Source organism: Acidaminococcus sp. (assembly GCA_022482815.1).
Classification (GTDB): Bacteria; Bacillota; Negativicutes; order Acidaminococcales; family Acidaminococcaceae; genus Acidaminococcus.
The window spans coordinates 3,021,898-3,040,274 of the sequence record JAKVOM010000001.1 but is presented as its reverse complement, the minus strand read 5'-3'; the positions used below and the strand labels follow the sequence as shown (position 1 = coordinate 3,040,274).

14 protein-coding genes and 1 pseudogene are annotated in these 18,377 nt (G+C 44.6%); all 15 read left to right on the top strand.

What is annotated here, in order from left to right; translation table 11 throughout:
• The first annotated feature begins 288 nt into the window (after positions 1–288).
• The 15 genes and pseudogenes from LKE33_13070 (at position 289) to LKE33_13000 (ending at position 18,080) form a co-directional block, all read left to right on the top strand.
• Positions 289–480: a hypothetical protein gene (locus LKE33_13070; protein ID MCH3951845.1), complete on the top strand. Its 192-nt coding sequence runs from the start codon at positions 289–291 to the stop codon at positions 478–480.
• A 1-nt stretch (position 481) separates the two neighbouring features.
• Positions 482–793: an rRNA biogenesis protein rrp5 gene (locus tag LKE33_13065; protein ID MCH3951844.1), complete on the top strand. Its 312-nt coding sequence runs from the start codon at positions 482–484 to the stop codon at positions 791–793.
• Positions 783–1,913 carry a DUF2800 domain-containing protein gene (locus tag LKE33_13060; protein MCH3951843.1) on the top strand — a complete coding sequence of 377 codons (1,131 nt, stop codon included), beginning with the start codon at positions 783–785 and terminating at the stop codon, positions 1,911–1,913. The genes LKE33_13065 and LKE33_13060 overlap by 11 nt, the downstream gene beginning before the upstream one ends.
• Before the next feature lie 13 nt (positions 1,914–1,926).
• Positions 1,927–2,490 carry a DUF2815 family protein gene (locus LKE33_13055; protein ID MCH3951842.1) on the top strand — a complete coding sequence of 188 codons (564 nt, stop codon included), beginning with the start codon at positions 1,927–1,929 and terminating at the stop codon, positions 2,488–2,490.
• A gap of 12 nt (positions 2,491–2,502) precedes the next feature.
• Positions 2,503–2,691: a hypothetical protein gene (locus LKE33_13050; protein ID MCH3951841.1), complete on the top strand. Its 189-nt coding sequence runs from the start codon at positions 2,503–2,505 to the stop codon at positions 2,689–2,691.
• Between the two features lie 60 nt (positions 2,692–2,751).
• A pseudogene (locus LKE33_13045) lies at positions 2,752–5,671 on the top strand (DNA polymerase).
• A gap of 56 nt (positions 5,672–5,727) precedes the next feature.
• Positions 5,728–6,135: a DUF2116 family Zn-ribbon domain-containing protein gene (locus LKE33_13040; protein MCH3951840.1), complete on the top strand. Its 408-nt coding sequence runs from the start codon at positions 5,728–5,730 to the stop codon at positions 6,133–6,135.
• Positions 6,125–6,301, top strand: a complete 177-nt coding sequence (locus LKE33_13035; protein ID MCH3951839.1) for a hypothetical protein — start codon at positions 6,125–6,127, stop codon at positions 6,299–6,301. The genes LKE33_13040 and LKE33_13035 overlap by 11 nt, the downstream gene beginning before the upstream one ends.
• A gap of 43 nt (positions 6,302–6,344) precedes the next feature.
• Positions 6,345–8,108 carry a recombinase family protein gene (locus LKE33_13030; protein ID MCH3951838.1) on the top strand — a complete coding sequence of 588 codons (1,764 nt, stop codon included), beginning with the start codon at positions 6,345–6,347 and terminating at the stop codon, positions 8,106–8,108.
• The gene (locus tag LKE33_13025) at positions 8,093–9,670 is read left to right on the top strand and encodes a recombinase family protein (GenBank protein ID MCH3951837.1); all 1,578 of its coding nucleotides are present in this window, start codon (positions 8,093–8,095) and stop codon (positions 9,668–9,670) included. Before LKE33_13030 ends, LKE33_13025 begins: the two co-directional genes overlap by 16 nt.
• A gap of 210 nt (positions 9,671–9,880) precedes the next feature.
• Positions 9,881–11,440: a site-specific DNA-methyltransferase gene (locus LKE33_13020; GenBank protein MCH3951836.1), complete on the top strand. Its 1,560-nt coding sequence runs from the start codon at positions 9,881–9,883 to the stop codon at positions 11,438–11,440.
• Between the two features lie 23 nt (positions 11,441–11,463).
• Positions 11,464–13,380 carry a site-specific DNA-methyltransferase gene (locus LKE33_13015; GenBank protein ID MCH3951835.1) on the top strand — a complete coding sequence of 639 codons (1,917 nt, stop codon included), beginning with the start codon at positions 11,464–11,466 and terminating at the stop codon, positions 13,378–13,380.
• Complete coding sequence (locus LKE33_13010) at positions 13,380–16,463, top strand: DEAD/DEAH box helicase family protein (GenBank protein MCH3951834.1); 3,084 nt, start codon at positions 13,380–13,382, stop codon at positions 16,461–16,463. Before LKE33_13015 ends, LKE33_13010 begins: the two co-directional genes overlap by 1 nt.
• A gap of 385 nt (positions 16,464–16,848) precedes the next feature.
• On the top strand, positions 16,849–17,397 hold the full coding sequence (locus tag LKE33_13005) for a hypothetical protein (GenBank protein MCH3951833.1): 549 nt from the start codon (positions 16,849–16,851) through the stop codon (positions 17,395–17,397).
• 119 nt (positions 17,398–17,516) lie between these two features.
• Entirely contained in the window at positions 17,517–18,080 is a 564-nt protein-coding gene (locus tag LKE33_13000) for a hypothetical protein (GenBank protein ID MCH3951832.1), read from the top strand.
• Positions 18,081–18,377: the final 297 nt, after the last annotated feature.

The following is an 18,377-nucleotide window of genomic DNA, read 5'->3' as shown; positions in this document are numbered from 1 at the left end:
GCAATCATCTATTTCCTGTTTTTTAAATAAGCAGAGTAAGCGGAGTAGGAATTCCGCCTTAAGGAATATAGGATGCAAGAGGAACGTCCAAGTGACGGGCCTCTTTTTTTTTTCAAACTCAATAACAAACCTTAGCCGGTATGGGAGCCATAGTAGCTTCTCATACCGGCTTTTTATATGCCAGAAAAAAATTTTAAAGTTTTTTGGAAACCGTCAGAAAATCCACTCTCCCAAGGCTAAAGAGTGGAAGGGGAAAACGATACTAACCCTCAGAAAGGAGGAAAAGCCATGAAGCAAAGAGTTAGCATCAGCGTTTCTGCGGCAAAGGGTGGTGGGCATATCGCTGCCGTACGGTCTGTGTCCGTGCGGGAACGGATTCTGCGGTTCCTGCTGGGTGGGAAGGAAAAAGTAACCATCATCGTGCCAGGCGACTCCGTAGAGGAACTGGCCATCAGGGAAATTAACGAAGGAGGAAACTAAGGTGACGAAGGACAATCTTGAAAATCTGGCGAACGAAATGGCCAATTGCACAAAGACCCTGCTGCGGATTGTAGAAGCTCTGGAAAACGAGATGAACAATAGAACAGCAGAACCGGAAAAGGTGGTTCCGGAGCGGAAGGCCCTTTCTTTTGAAGAAGTTCGGAAAGCGGCGGCTGACAAGTCCCGCCAGGGATTCACAGCAGAAGTGAAAGCCCTTATTGAAAAATATGGGGCGGAAAAACTCTCCAGCGTAAAGCCGGAAGACTATGAAGCCTTTATGAAGGAACTGGAGGAGATCAGCCATGCCGGATAAGCAACATGCGGTTCTTTCCGCCTCGTCCAGCTACCGCTGGCTGGCCTGCCCGCCTTCCGCGTTGGAGTGTGCGAAGCGGCCGGATACCACAAGCGACTTTGCCCGGGAGGGTACGGATGCTCATACTCTCTGCGAATACAAGGTGAAGGAAGCCCTGGGCAGGAAGGCCCAGAACCCTACGGGGACCCTCGACTATTACAGCGAGGAAATGGCTGAATGCACGGACGACTATGCCCAATTCGTCATGGAGCGGCTTGCGGAAGCAAAGAAAGAGTGCAAGGATCCCATCGTCCTTGTAGAACAGCGGTTGGACTTCTCGAAATGGGTGCCGGATGGGTTCGGTACAGGAGACTGTGTCATTGTGGCGGACGATACCCTGACCGTCATCGATTACAAGCACGGGCTTGGTGTGGAAGTCAGTGCGGAGAAGAATCCCCAGATGATGTGCTATGCCCTGGGGGCACTGGACCTCTTCGACGGGATTTACGATATCCAAAGGGTCTCCATGACCATCTTCCAGCCAAGACGGGATAATGTCAGCACCTACGAAATGACCAAAGGTGACCTGCTCCAATGGGCGGAGAAAATCCTCAAACCCACGGCTGCTCTGGCGGCTAAAGGGGAAGGGGAGTACAAAGCCGGTGAGCACTGCCGGTTCTGCAAGATCAGGGCCACCTGCCGGAAACGGGCAGAGTATAACCTGGAACTTGCCAGGTACGACTTCGCCATGCCGTCTACTCTCTGTGACGCAGAAGTAGAAGCAGTGCTGGAAAAGGCCGATGACCTTGTAGCCTGGGTGGGTGACATTAAGGACTATGCCCTGCAGCAGGCTCTATCCGGCAAGGCATGGACTGGCTGGAAACTGGTGGAAGGGCGCTCCAATCGCCGTTATGTAGACGACGATGCGGTGGCCGCCAAAGTGGAGGAAGCCGGATACTCTCCCTACGAAAAGAAACTCATGGGCATCACAGCCCTGACCCACCTTCTGGGGAAACGGAGGTTTGATGAACTTCTGTCCGGCCTCATCGAAAAGCCCCAAGGCAAACCGGTCCTGGTACCGGAATCGGACAAACGCCCGGCTATGCATACCGCGGCAGAAGATTTTAGCAGTGAAAATTAAGGAGGAACGAACAATGAAACATTATGTAAATCCTTGCAAAGTCATTACCGGAGCAAATACCCGCTGGTCCTACGCCAACGTCTGGGAACCCAAATCCATCAACGGAGGAACCCCCAAGTACAGCGTGAGCCTCATCATCCCCAAGTCTGATACGAAGACCGTGGAAAAGGTGAAAGCGGCTATCCAAGCAGCCTATGAGGAAGGGCAGGGCAAGCTCAAAGGAAATGGCCGCATCGTGCCGAAGCTGGAAACCATCAAGAACCCGCTCCGTGACGGAGATCTGGAACGGCCTGGGGATGATACCTACAAGGACAGCTACTTCATTAATGCCAATTCTGCCACAAAGCCCGGCATCGTAGATTCTTCCTGCCAGCAGATTCTGGAACGGTCTGAAGTGTACAGCGGGGTCTATGGAAGAGCCTCCATCAACTTCTACGCCTTCAACTCCAACGGCAACAAGGGCATTGCCTGCGGCCTGAACAACCTGCAGAAGATTCGTGATGGGGAACCTCTGGGCGGAAAACCCCGGGCAGAAGACGACTTTGCTACGGCAGACGATGATGATTTCCTGGACTAAGGAGGAACAATAATGGAAAATGTTTTGAAATTGATTCTGGATTGTCTGTACTGTCTGGTTGCCCTGTGTGTTGGCGGCTTCTTTGTGGCCATGATCTATACGGATATCAAAAAGGACCAGCGGGATGAAATTGCGGCCCGGAACCGGGAGGAACGGGAAGCAGAATATCATCGCAAACAGATGGAATCCTTTCGGAAATAAGACGTGGTAAATGGTGGCGGCGGGGCCTTGTGCTTCGCCGCTTTTCTCGAGGTGAAACGTATGAAAACCATCAGTATCGATATTGAAACCTACAGCGATGTGAACTTAGCCAAGTGCGGGGTCTATAAATACGCCGAGTCCCCGGATTTTGCAATCCTCCTTTTTGGCTACGCAGTGGATGGGGGCCCAGTGCGGGTCATCGATCTGGCCCAGGGGGAAACCATCCCGGAAGAGATTCTGGAGGCCCTCACCGATGATGCTGTGACCAAGTGGGCCTTCAATGCCAATTTCGAACGGGTGTGTCTGTCCCGGTATCTCACGGATCTGGGGAGGAGCCTGGATCCCTTCCATGACCATCATCCGCTTTCTCAGGACTGTGCCATGTTCCTGAACCCGGCCGGCTGGAAGTGCTCCATGGTGTGGTCCGCCTATATGGGGTTGCCCCTTTCCCTGGAAGGAGTGGGGGCCGTGCTGAATCTGGACAACCAGAAGATGAAGGAAGGCCGGGATCTGATCCGCTATTTCTGCGTTCCCTGCAAGGAGACCAAGACCAACGGGGGACGGACCCGGAACTTGCCCCAGCATGCTCCCGACAAGTGGAATCTCTTCAAGAGCTATAACAAGCGGGATGTGGAAGTGGAAATGGCCATCCAGGAGAGGCTGCAGAAATATCCGGTGCCGGACACGGTGTGGGAAGAATACCACCAGGACCAGGAAATCAACGACCGGGGAATTGCCATTGATCTGGAACTGGCCCGGCAAGCGGTGGCCATGGATGCCAAAAGCCGGGAGAGCCTGATGGCAGCCCTGAAGGAAAAGACCGGCCTGGAGAATCCCAATTCAGTCCTCCAGATGCTGGGATGGCTCGAAGCCCGTGGCCTAAAGTCGGACTCCCTGGGGAAGAAGCAGGTGAAGGAACTATTGAAAACGGCTCAGGAGCCCCTGCACAGTGTTCTGTTGCTCCGGCAGAAGCTGGCCAAGTCCTCGGTAAAGAAGTACCAGGCCATGGAAATGACGGCCTGCCAGGATGGAAGGGCCAGGGGCATGTTCCAATTCTATGGGGCCAACCGGACCGGGCGGTTTGCGGGACGGCATATCCAATTGCAGAATCTTCCTCAGAACCATCTGCCGGACCTTTCAGAAGCCTGGGAGCTGGTGCAGCAGGGAAACTACGAAGCACTGGATCTTCTTTATGATTCTATCCCGGATGTGCTGTCTCAGCTGATCCGGACAGCCTTTGTGCCCCGTGAGGGGATGAAGTTTGTGGTCTCGGACTTCTCGGCCATTGAGGCAAGGGTCATTTCCTGGATGGCCGGGGAAAAGTGGAAAGCCGCAGCCTTTGCAGCCGGGAAGGACATCTACTGCTCAACGGCCAGCCAGATGTTTGGAGTGCCCGTGGTGAAACACGGGGTGAACGGGGATTTGCGCCAGAAGGGGAAAATCGCGGAACTGGCCTGTATCGCAGAAGGGCAGCTTGTCCTTACGGATCATGGTCTTATCCCCATTGAAAAGGTGACCACGGAAGACCGGGTTTGGGATGGAGAGAACTGGGTCCACCATGACGGGGTTGTCTACAGAGGCGAAAGAGAGGTGCTCACCTATGAAGGACTCACAGCAACTGCCGACCACATGGTCTGGGTGCAAGGGAAAGAGAAGCCAATACAGCTTGGAATCGCCGCCGCCAGCGGCGCACATCTCTTACAAACCGGAAATGGTGGGCGAGCAATACGGCTGGGTAAAAATTATCAGCCCGGAAAAACGCTGGAACGAGAAACAGAACCATTGCTATGTTTTGACCCAGTGCCAGGGCTGCGGATCCATACAATGGACTCTGCGGGATGCTCTTGTAAGCGGAAAAAGCAAGGGGTGTCAGCATTGTTCCCAAGCCAGAAAGATTCCTTTGTGGCTTTACAAGCGGTTGATGGCAGCCAAACAGCGCTGCGAAAATCCCAAAGATGCGGGCTATCGGAATTATGGAGCCAGGGGCATCCGGTTCCAGTTTCCCAGTGTGCTTGCGGCAGGACTTTATCTGCTGGAGCAGTATGGACTTCCAGATCGGGAGTACGAAATCGACAGAATCAACAACGATGGAGATTATGCTCCAGGAAATATCCGAATGGTTCCTTTAAAAGTGAACCGGGGCAACCGAAGAAAAACGGTGTTATCGGAATTCCAGCAAGAGTATTGGCCGTACTGTTATTCGACGGTGATTCGAAAGTTGTCTGGCGGGGAGACAAGGGAACAGATCATAGCAGATGCCAGGGATGCAGTAGCAAAGAAACGGAAAAACTGGTATGTCATCGACGCACGGCTCGACTTTATGACATACGAAATGCCGGACCCCATCACCGTTTTACCGTATCGGACTGCCTAGTGCATAACTGCGGATACGGCGGCTCCGTGGGCGCTTTGAAGGCCATGGGGGCCATGGATATGGGGATCACGGAAGAGGAACTGGGACCTCTGGTCCAGTCCTGGCGGGCTGCCAATCCCCACATCGTGGATTTCTGGTGGCAGGTGGATAGGGCTGTGAAAACCGCCATCAAAAAGAGGATTCCCTGTCCAGGTCAACAATCTCCGATTCCTCTGCAAGAGCGGCATGCTGTTCATCGAACTCCCCAGTGGGCGGCGGCTTTCCTATGTGAAGCCCCGGATCGGGAGAGAACAAGTTCGGCGGGGAATCCGTAACCTACGAGGGCATCGGTGCAACAAAGAAGTGGGAGCGGCCTGGAAAGCTATGGACCGAAGTTCGTAGAAAACATCGTCCAGGGCACGGCCCGGGATATTCTCTGCTACGCTATGCAGAACTCTCCGGCACTGTGCCATTGTTGGTCACGTACACGATGAACTGATCATCGAGTGCAGTAAGGATGTCAGTGTAGATGCCATCTGTGAGCAGATGGGCCGGACCCCACCCTGGGCGGAAGGTCTGATCCTCCGGGCGGATGGGTATGAATGTGAGTTTTATCAGAAAGATTGAACGAAACCGTCAGAAAACACCTCCTGCCGTGGCTAGTAAGCAGGAGGTGTTTATTCATGAACGATATACAGAAAGCACAGATTCGGGAACTGCGGCTCCAGGGAGTCGGGTATCGGAAAATCGCCAAAGAAACAGGCATGTCGGAGAATACCGTCAAATCCTACTGCCGCAGACACCCTTTATCCCTCAAGGAGCCGGAAACGGAACAAGCCCATCACTGCCTGCAATGCGGTCAGCCTATTGAGCAGAACGACAAACGGAAGGAGAAAAAGTTCTGCTCCGATGCCTGCCGGATGGCCTGGTGGAATAGCCATCGGGACAAGGTGAACCATAGGATTGTACGAAAGCTGGAATGCCCTTGCTGTCATGAGACATTCATTGTCTACGGGAACGGGCAGCGTAAATACTGCTCCCACACTTGCTATGTAAAAGACAGGTTCGGAGGTGGCCAGGATGGACGCTAAGCAGTTGAAGCAGGAGAAGATATACCTGGCCGCCATGCATTTCATCAGGGGAATGCTCCAGAAGGGTTTGATTACAAAAGCTGAATACGGAAAAGCCGAACGGCAGATCCGGAATAAATATTGTCCTGTAATCGGCCCATTATTAGCAGATATCGACTTGCTATAAATCCGGTTCAGAGTGAGTAATAGTAGCAAAAGGAGTTGATACAATGAAAAAAATCACGCGGGTCAGTCGGCCCATGCCGGCCATCGTGCGGAGAAAAAAAGTGGCAGCCTATGCCCGGGTCTCCGTGGAGTCGGAACGGATGAACCATTCCCTATCGGCTCAGATCAGCTACTATAACGGACTGATCCAGAGAAACCCGGAATGGGAATTTGCCGGTGTCTATGCAGACGACGGTATCAGCGGAACCACTATCGACAAGCGAAAAGGGTTCAAGCAGATGCTGGCGGACTGTGAAGCAGGAAAGATTGACATTATCCTTACAAAGTCCATCCAGCGCTTTGCCAGGAACACGGTAGACCTTTTAACGACAGTGCGGCATTTGAAAGACCTGGGTATAGAAGTGCGGTTCGAGAAAGAGCATATCCGCTCCCTTACGGGTGACGGCGAACTGATGCTTTCCATCCTGGCATCCTTTGCCCAGGAAGAGAGCCGTTCCATTAGTACAAATGTCAAATGGGGAACCCGAAAACGTTTTGCACAAGGGATTCCTAATGGACGGTTTCGAATCTATGGATACCGTTGGCAGGGAGATCAGCTTGTCCCTGAGCCCAGGGAAGCGTCTGTTGTAAAGCTCATTTATGACAACTTCTTAAAAGGCCTGTCCGCTGAGGCCACGGAAAAGCAGCTGGAAGAAATGGGAATCAAATCCTTTAATGGGAAACATTTCGGGAATTCGGCCGTCCGGAGAATTTTAGAGAATATTACTTACACCGGTAATCTATTGTTCCAGAAAGCCTATTCGACAGACCCCATCACCGGAAAAACCAAAATCAATCATGGAGAACTCCCACAATATTTTGTGGAAAATACACATGAGGCCATTATCCCCATGGAAACCTATAAAAAGGTACAGGAAGAAAGGGAAAGACGGCGGGAACTGGGGGCTTTGGCAAACTGGTCCATCGATACCTGCTGTTTTACCACCAAAATCAGGTGTGGAATCTGCGGGAAGAGTTTTGTGCATATTCGCAGTAAACGGAAAAATAAGGATTGCTGGACCTGTATTTCCCATAAAGAGAGAGGAAGAACCTGCCGTTCTAAGGGAGCTATCCCACAGAAAGTCCTAGTCAAGGAATGCACAGAAGTCCTGGGGCTTTCCGAATTCGATGAAAATGTCTTCCTGAATCAGGTTGATATAATTGTGGTTCCGGAACATCATGTGATGGTGTTTCATATGAAAAATGGAGAGCAGATTACACGGCAATGGGTTTCTACTGCCCGGAAGGACGCATGGACTAGTGAACGCCGGAAGGAATGGGGAGAAAGACATAAGCTAAAAAGCACAAATCCCAACCGAAAAGCATTCAATGAGTTCACAGGCTTCATCAAATGCGGGTACTGTGGAGAAAATTACAGGAGCCAACAAACTACATATTCTGATGGAAAAAAGGAACGGTACTGGCGGTGTGCTGGTATATGTGGCAATGAAGCCATCAAAGACAGCACTATGAAAAAGCTAACTGCTTCTGTGCTGGGACTGGACACTTTCAATGAGGAAAAAATGGATGAATCCCTTGAAAAAGCAGTTGTCCTGAATAGAGAAATAACATTCCATTTTAAAGATGGCCATACGGAAACCAGGCAATATAGAGAAAGAAAACGGGGAACCCGTCATAGCGAAGCGTATCGGGCTTATATGCATGAAATCATGCAATATGCAAAACGCAAGGACCCAGAGGCTAAAAAAATAATGCTTGCGCTGAAAGAAGAATGGAAGAGAGAGGATAATCGATGGCAAAAACAGTAAGAGCGATTCCGGCAACAATCAGCCGTTATACATCATCTCCGATTAATAGTCGGAAGAAAAGAAAAGTAGCAGGGTACGCACGGGTTTCAACAGACCACGATGATCAGATTACCAGCTATGAAGCCCAGGTCGATTATTATACAAACTATATCAAAGGGCGGGATGACTGGGAATTTGTAGGTATCTATACGGATGAAGGAATCTCTGGTACAAATACCCGCCATCGTGATGGATTCAAGCGAATGGTCAATGATGCTCTGGAAGGAAAAATTGACCTGATCATTACAAAGTCTGTCAGCCGCTTTGCCAGAAATACCGTCGATAGCCTTTCTACTATTCGGAAATTAAAAGAACACAAGATAGAGTGCTACTTTGAAAAGGAAAACATCTGGACTTTTGACAGCAAGGGAGAATTGCTCCTGACGATCATGAGTTCCCTGGCCCAGGAAGAAAGCCGGAGTATTTCAGAAAATGTCACCTGGGGTCATCGGAAGCGGTTTGCCGATGGCAAAGTCAGCGTCGCTTACAGCCGTTTCCTGGGATACAAGAAAGGCCCGAACGGTGGGCTAGTAGTTGTACCAGAAGAAGCAACAACGATCAAGCTCATCTACAAGCTATTCCTAGAAGGCTTGGGAACAACAACTATTGCCAAGCAACTAACAAAACGAGGACTTAAAACCCCAGGAGGAAAATCCAAATGGAGTGCACGTACGGTTTACAGTATCCTTCAAAACGAAAAGTACAAGGGAGATGCACTTCTACAAAAAAGCTATACGGTTGATTTTCTTACAAAGAAAACGAAAATCAACGAAGGGGAAGTCCCCCAATACTATGTAGAGCATGACCATGAAGCCATTATTGAACCTCAGACCTTTGAAATGGTGCAAGCGGAACTGAAACGTAGAAATAAAGCACGGAAGTACTTTAGTGGTACCAGCATCTTTTCCACCAAAATCCAGTGTGCTGAATGCGGAGGATGGTACGGTGCGAAGGTCTGGCATTCCAATGACAAGTACCGCAGGATCATCTACCAGTGTAATAATAAGTTCCGAAACAATACAGGGTGCAGAACGCCGCATCTGACAGAAGAGGAAATCAAGATGTACTTCGTCCGGGCAATGAATCAGATGATTACAGAGAAGGATGAGATTATCCAGACCATCGAGGATGCTAGGCAGGTGATCTGTGACAACGGAGACCTTCTAGCCAAACGAGATGCCATGCAGAAGGAAATCGGCATCCTGGTGGAAATGGCCCAGAATGCTGTGGAACGGAATGCACGGGTGGCGCAGAACCAGGAAGAGTACCAAAAACAGTATGATGACATCATCAGCCGCTATGATGCAATGAAAACTGAGTACGAACAACTGTGTGAGAAGATTGAAAACCGCCAGGATCGGAATGAGCAGCTTGGAAGGTTCATTCAGGAACTGAAAGGTCGGAAGAACCTGCTCACCGAATTTGACCATTCACTCTGGTGTGCCCTGGTCGATAAAATGATAGTAAAAGATAAAGAGAATGTAACCGTGGTCTTTCAAGACGGGACGGAAATCAAGGCATAAATAGAAACCGCTTTGCAGAAATGCAGAGCGGTTTTTTCTTTGTCCAAAACACCAGGCATGTCAATTTTAACAGCAATTGCAGGGGGCTTCTGGGGTGCACTTCACTTTGCACCCCAGGGTGCATCGTTCAAGAATTTAAGGGAATAATCGTGTAATTGTATCAAATGTTGTAAGGCAACCGATCCCCCATATAATACTGGGAGTGATTTTATTTATGAAGATGATTTCGCTCAGAGTGTAGCTGCCTATGCGAATAATAGTGGACAGATTGATGAGGATGGAAATCGATTGGTGCAGAACACTGAAAGCAATGGAAGATTTCACACTGATTGGTTGAACATGATGTATCCGCGATTAAAATTAGCAAAGGATATGCTTTCTAAGGATGGGGTCATTTTTATTTCTATTGATGATAATGAATTAGAAAATTTACTGAAGATATGCAATGAAATTTTTGGCGAAGATAACTATCAAGCTACTATTACCTACGTTAGAAAAACATCAGGAAAACAGGATAGCACAAATTTTATGAAATCAACTGAATTTATGTTAGTTTACAGTCGTAGTGCTGCTTGGGACTGTATGCCTTTAATTGCTACAGATAAAGTAATTAATCGGTTTGATAAAGTAGATGATGATGGGCGAAAATATAGAGAGACAGATTTAAGAAAAACGGGAACAGGTGATCGTCGTCAAGATAGACCTGCAATGTGGTATCCATTTTATTTTAATCCCCAAACAAAAGATTTAGTTGTTAGAGAAGAGGTTGACCAAAGTTTAGTTAATTCTGGCTATATAGAAATTTGGCCTATAAAACCAGATCATTCTGATGGGAGATGGCGTTGGGGATATAAAACATCTAAGGATAATATAGAGTTCTTAGATGCTCATATAATGCCTAAATATGCGGATGAAGGAAAATTTACGGTTTATGAGAAAGACTACATTGACAAAAATGGTGGTATTAAGACAGTTAAAGAGCATACTTTTTGGAATAGAAAAGAATTCAATTCCGATAATGCAATGAAGGAGTTTAAAGATTTAGGGTTTAGTAATCAATTATTTCCTTTTCCTAAGAGTTCTGCTCTTATGAAACACTTGGTTTATTTGGCTAATTGCGGAGACTCTATCGTTATGGATTTTTTCTCTGGATCTGGAACTTTTGCTGAAGGTGTCATGAAAATAAACTCTGAGGACCACAGTCATCGGCGTTTTATATTGGTTCAAATTCCTGAAAAGTGCAAAGAAGGTAGTGATGCATTTAAAGCCGGGTACCAAACTATATGTGATTTAGGAGAAGAACGTATCAAGCGAGCAGGGAAAAAGATTAAGGAAGAATCACCTCTTACAACAGCGGACCTTGACATCGGGTTCAGGTGTTTCGAAGTTGACTCCTCTAACATGAAGGATGTCTATTATCAACCTGATGCCATCAAACAAGATCAGATAGGACTATTCGAAGACAACATTAAAGCAGACCGTACTCCTGAAGATCTCTTAATTCAGGTTATGTTAGATTTGGGTATCCTGTTATCTTCAAAAGTTGAAGAAATAGTTATAGACGGAAAGAAAGTCTTTTCTGTTGATGATGGATATTTGCTTGCTTGTTTCGATGAAAATGTGACGGATGAGACGGTAACTGAGATTGCTAAACATCATCCATTCTATGCTGTGTTCCGGGATAGGAGCATGAAAAATGACAGTGTACTTACGAATTTTGAGCAGATTTTTGCCACCTATAGCCCGGAAACGGTGAGAAAAGTGATTTGATGGCTGCACAGAAGGAGCTAAAAATGGATAAATTAAAAATGCACACACCTGATTTAGCCGAAAAAAATTACCAAAAACTAGTAGATTTATTTCCAAATGCTGTTACGGAAACGATTGATGAAAATGGTAATGTTATAAGGGCCATAGATAAAGATGTCTTAATGCAGGAAATCAATACACAAGTAGTAGACGGGAATCAGGAAAGGTATCGGTTCACTTGGCCTGATAAGAGAAATGCAATCATTCTTGCTAATCAACCCATTGCTAAGACGCTTCGACTCAATCGAGAAAAATCGGTGGGAAAAGATGGAACATCCGGTGGTATTGATTCGGAAAATATCTATATTGAGGGGGATAATCTGGATGCTCTAAAACTTTTGAGAGAGACATATTTGGGAAAAGTGAAAATGATATATATCGACCCGCCATACAATACGGGAAATGATTTTATCTATGAAGATGATTTTTCTCAGAAAGCAGCAGATTATTTAGATAAGAGTGGGCAAATAGATAATCAGGGGAATCGTCTGGTACAGAATTTTGAAAGTAATGGCAGATTTCATACGGCTTGGCTCAATATGTTGTATCCTCGTATCAGGATAGCAAAGGATTTAATGTCAGATGACGGGGCAATTTTTATTAGCATTGGGCAAAGCGAATTAGATAATATGCTTAAAATTTGTGATGAAATTTTTGGAAGACCAAATAGAGCTGGTGTAGTTTCTAGACAAATGAAGACAGGAAACAACCAAGGAAAGTTTTTTACTCAAAATATTGATTACATAGTTGTGTACGCTAAAAATGCAGAAATTGCTAAGCCTTTCAAAGCTGATATGAGCCAGGAACTTATAGAGAAGGTATATAACAAAGTCCAAGAAACTGGTCCACGTAAGGGGGAACGCTACAGAACAATGGGCTTTTTTCAAGCTTCACTAAAACATGGTGGATCATCATATCCAATTGAGTGCCCTGATGGTGAAAAAGTTATTACTCCTAATGGGCTTCCCTGGAGATGGAATCAAAAAACGTTTGAACAGGGACTAAAAAATGATGACATAGTGTTTGTAAAGAGCTCTTCCACGCCTCTTCTGGACTATGTTACGGGTACCCAGGCACACTGGAATATTTATACAAAAATATGGCTAAATTCAAGATTAGAAGCAGGCCAATTACCTTCAGACCTTATCCTAAAATATGAAAACAGACATGCAGCGAAGGAACTCAATAGTTTGAAGATACCTTTTGATTTCCCAAAGCCTGTGGAACTGATGAAATACTTGATTCATATTATTAATGATAATTCTTTTTATGTTATGGACTTTTTCTCAGGCTCTGCTACGACTGCTCAAGCTGTTTTTCAACAAAATGCTGAGGATAAAGGAAAACGAAAATTTATTCTCGTTCAACTGCCTGAGATAACAGATGCAAAATCAGCAGCTTATCAGGCTGGCTACAAGACTATATGCGACATCGGCGAAGAACGTATTCGCCGTGCGGGCAAGAAGATTAAGGAAGAAACTGGAGCGGACATTGACTATGGGTTCCGGTGTTTCAAAGTGGACTCTTCTAACATGAAGGATGTTTATTATCAACCTGACGCAATCAAACAAGATCAGATAGGGCTATTTGAAAATAATATTAAAGAAGACCGAACCCCTGAAGATCTCTTAATCCAGGTTATGTTAGATTTGGGGATCCTGTTATCTTCAAAAATTGAAGAAGTAGTCATAGGCGGAAAGAAAGTCTTTTCTGTTGATGATGGATATTTGCTTGCTTGCTTTGACAAAAATGTGACGGATGAGACTGTGACTGAAATTGCTAAACGTCATCCGTTCTATGCTGTGTTCCGGGATCGTAGCATGGAAAATGACAGTGTACTTACGAATTTTGAGCAAATTTTTGCCACCTATAGCCCGGAAACAGTAAGGAAGGTGATTTAATGGCTGCCATGAAATTCAAATTTACCATTCAAGATTATCAGACAGAGGCAGTCGAAAGTGTTGTCAACGTCTTTCGTGGTCAGCCACATCAAGATATAAAAAGCTATCGCCGCGACCTTGGCACATTAAAAATGGAACAAGATGTTTTTAGTCATGCTGCTGATGAGGGAATTTATCTGGGATTTTCCAATGCACCCGTAACACTTGATTCAAATGCCTTGTTGAAAAATATTCGCTTAGTTCAAAAGAATAATAATATCAAGCTTTCTGATTGCCTTTCTAAGCACATGGGAGCCTGTTCTCTGGATGTGGAGATGGAAACCGGAACAGGTAAGACCTACGTCTACATCAAGACGATGTTTGAACTGAACAAGTTATATGGTTGGAATAAATTTATTGTTGTTGTACCGTCTATTGCAATCCGCGAAGGAGTTCAAAAAAGTTTTGAAACGATGCAGGATCACTTTATGGATCTGTATAAAAAGAAAGCTCGTTTCTTTGTTTATAATTCAAAAAACTTGACAGACATTGACAACTTTAGTTCAAGCGCGGATTTGTCCGTCATGATTATTAATGTACAGGCATTCAATGCACGAGGCAAAGACGCACGTCGTATTCGTATGGAACTAGACGAATTTGGCAGTCGTCGTCCCATTGACGTCATTAGCGCAAATCATCCGATTATCATCCTTGATGAGCCGCAAAAGATGGGCGGGAAGAAAACTCAGGATTCTTTGAAGGAGTTCAATCCCCTATTCACATTAAATTACTCCGCTACACATAAAGAGCACCATGATCTTGTTTATGTTTTGGACGCAGTAGATGCATATAACAAGCAGCTTGTGAAGGAAATTACTGTCAAAACAGTTTCGGTTCAGAATTTACAAGGCACAAATGGATACTTGTTCCTTGATGGTATAGTTGTTGATCCAAACAAACCTCCCATGGCGAGGTTAGAATTTGAAGTAAAACATAGCAAGTCTATCAATCGGGAAACACGTATTCTGGGTGTTGATGATGACCTTTATGCGCTATCGAATAATTTGGAACAATATAAGGGGTACCATATTAGTGACATTGAAGCTGGTACTGCCGATACTGGTTACGTGACATTCACTAACGGGGTAACAATTCATACGCATGAAGTAGCAGGTGATGTTTCTGAAAAAGAAATCCGCCGAATTCAGATTCGTGAAACGATACGGTCTCATTTTGAAAGGGAACAAGAACTTTATGCACGTGGCATCAAGACTTTGTCGTTGTTCTTTATTGATAAAGTAGAGCACTATCGCAAGTACGATAAAGATGGCAATGAAGTGAATTCGGAATATGGTCAGATGTTTGAGGAAGAGTACACGGACTTTCTCAAGAATCACTTAGATTCGTACGATGCGTCATACAGGGATTATCTTAAAAAAATCAACGTTCATGATACGCACGCAGGCTATTTCAGTATTGATAAAAAGGGCCACAAGGTTGATAGCGCTGTAAAGCGGGGAAGCGATATCAGCGATGATGAATCTGCCTACGAATTGATTCTGAAGGATAAGGAGAAACTGTTATCTTTCGATTCTCCGGTTCGTTTTATTTTCTCTCATTCCGCGCTGCGAGAGGGTTGGGATAATCCGAATGTGTTCCAGATTTGTACTTTGAAACATGGCGGAGATAGTACAACCAATAAGCGTCAGGAAGTTGGCCGGGGTCTTCGTATTTGTGTGGATCAGAATGGGACCCGTATGGATAAAAAAATCCTTGATAATGAATTTCGACAGGTAAACCAGCTTACTGTTATCGCAAGCGATGGCTATAGTGATTACGTTTCTGGTCTTCAGAAAGAAATTAGAGAGAATCTTTATGATCGTCCTACAAAAGCGACACCAGATTACTTTAAGGGTAAATCGATTAAAGTGGGAGATAAGTCTGTCACAATCACAGATGACCAAGCTACCGAAATCTATTTTTACTTGGTACAAAATGAATATGTTGATAGACATGGTCATATAACTGATAAATATGATGCTGGTGTACAGAATAAGACTCTTGCACCGCTCCCCGATGAACTTCATGGCTTTGAAGATGGCATCCATGACCTGATTCAAGGCATTTTTGATCCGCGTATCTTGAATACGATGATCAAGAATGGCAATGTGACTACGATTCCGGAAAATAAACTGAACAAAAATTTTGATAAAAAAGAATTCCAGACGCTGTGGAATTATATTAACCATAAATATACCTATCAGGTTAGCTTTGACAGTGATGAATTGGTCGATAAAGCAAAGAATAGTATTGATAATAATCTTTTTGTCACGCAGCTTCAGTATATTGTGACTATGGGAAAACAATCTGATAATTGGTCTTCTGAATCAGTAGAAGCGGGCGAAGGGTTTGTGAGAGAGAGCACAACCTCATATGATGCGAAAAGTAATTTAACGGGTACAGTAAAGTATGACCTTATAGGCAAAATTGCAGAAGGAACACATCTTACACGGAAGACCGTTGTACGCATCCTTTCCGGGATATCTGATGAAAAATTTAATATGTTCAAAGAAAATCCGGAAGATTTTATTTCTAAGACAATCCAACTCATTAACGAACAAAAAGCAACTATGATTGTTGATCATATTACCTATAATCAAACAACTGGGACTTATGATTCAAGTATTTTTACAGCCGAGAAAAATAAGGATTTCAGCAAAGCATACGCTGCTAAAAAGAATGTCCAGGACTATGTGTTCACCGATGGTTATGCTGAAAAATCAGTGGAGAGAAAGTTCGCAGAAGATATGGACGCAGATGACAAAGTGGTTGTCTATGCCAAATTACCGCGTGGGTTCCAGATTCCAACTCCTGTGGGGAACTATGCTCCTGATTGGGCAATTGCCTTTAAAAAGGGTTCGGTAAAACATGTTTTCTTTATAGCGGAAACCAAGGGATCATTGTCGAGCATGAACTTAAGGACAATTGAGCAGGCAAAAATTAAATGCGCTAGTGAGCTCTTCAAATCACTTTCCAACAAAGATGTTGTTTATCACGAAGTCGATACCTATAAGAACCTTCTTGATATTATGAAGACTATATAGTCCATTAATTTTATCTCAAAATGCACTAAGCATTTGACAGGTCTATAACTTAATTATCCGCTTTCGTCTGTTGCCTTGAGGCAGGACGAAGGCGGATTTTTTTACATAGGGGTCAGGTGAAATTGCCAAAAACAGCCCAACTGAAATGACTAATTAGGAATCATCTGAAATCGCCAAATTTAGCTTAACTAAAATAGCCAGTACACCTTTTTCTAGTTACTTTTTTTGAGTAATATTTTGGACGTTGAACTATTGCTTTGTTTTACGGGGATTTTCTATAATAGAAATGTTGCGAGCCGTGATCAATTAGCAAACTGAATGATGGCTATGATGATAGTAAGATCTGAATTCGGTAGATGGTTGAATCTAAAGGAGGACGATATCCTTGTTACATTCGGTGAATGGCAAATGTCCCTATCTTAGTCTAGTGGCTCCTGAACCAATGAGAAAAGATAAACTTATCTTTAAACTGATTAAAGTGTATGATGACAGTAAAGTAGAGGATTCGGAAGACGTAAAGAATTTTCTTGGTGAACGGAATAAGATCATTCTAAAACGGGTGGGTATTTGGGACCTGAGCAATAAGGATTTTGAGCAGATCCATTTTAAAGAAGAAAATCAGCTGTTTGATGGGTTCACGCTTTCATTCAGCACTTCTTATAACAGTAAAGTTGCTGCTGTCGGAGAAGAATTCAAAAATCATTCAGATACTGTAAAATCTTCCACCATTGAAGCCATGAATGCTATGACATCCCAATATCCTTCGAAAGAGTTGACTGATCTAAAAGAAAGAGTATTGTTTGAAGGTTATTTAGACCATTGTGAAAAGACCATCTATACCATTGATTTCGCAGACAAAAAGGCCTCAGACGATAAAGAAGTGATGAAGATCCTTGCGATGACAAATTGGGGAGATGACACATCACTGATTTGATGGAGAATCCGTTAAGTTGGTATGGGAGAACCATGATGAATTAGCAAACGGCATTAGGAATATGAGAATAGCAAGATTCGAAATCTGTAGATGGCTGCATCGGAAGGAGGGCGATATCCATGTTACATTTGATTGATGGCAAAAGTCCCTATCTGAACCCAAAGAATCCTGGAGATTGCAAGGATGTGCCCTTTCAGGAACATAAAATTACATTTAAATTTATCAAAGTTTATGACGCCAGTAACATAGAGGATTCTGAAGATCTGGCAATATTCTTTAGAGAATATAATAAGATGATGTTACGCTCTTTGAGTATTTGGGATATGAGCAATAGGGATTTTAAGCAAATCCATTTTATCAAACAAAATCATCTGTTTGATGGGTTTACGCTTTCGTTCAGCAATTATTACAACGGCAGAATGATTCCTTTGGGAAATGCCTTAAGAAGGCGTCCCAATACTACAGAAATGCCAATCCTGGAAGCAATCGATTTTATGTCAGCCTTTCATCCTACAAAAGAGGTTATGGATCTTAGAGAAAAAATTTTGTTTGAAGGTTATTTAGACCGTTGTGAAAGAACCGTCTATACCTTTGAGGTCGTTGGGGAACGGACGCAGGCAGAAAAAGATGTAATGGATATGCTTATGATGGTAAATTGGGGAGAAGACAAAGCGGCGATTTGATGGGATGAAATAAGTTGTGAGATGTAAACTGTCCTCTGAATTGTGGGCAGTTATTTTTTTTGCTATGAGGAGCGAGGGGTGGGGCTGCGCCAGGGGCAAGGTAAATTTGCCAACCTTTTTTAACTTTTTCTTAAATACTGATTAGCCTAACAAAGAAAAATCTACAAGACGTATTTTGCCGGATATAATACTTTCGAAGACGACTATTCTGCTTAATCATACCAAAATGTTCAACAGAACGAGCCGTCTTCCGTTTCTATAAATCCTTCCTCAATTGACAGTTTCCGAAATATTATA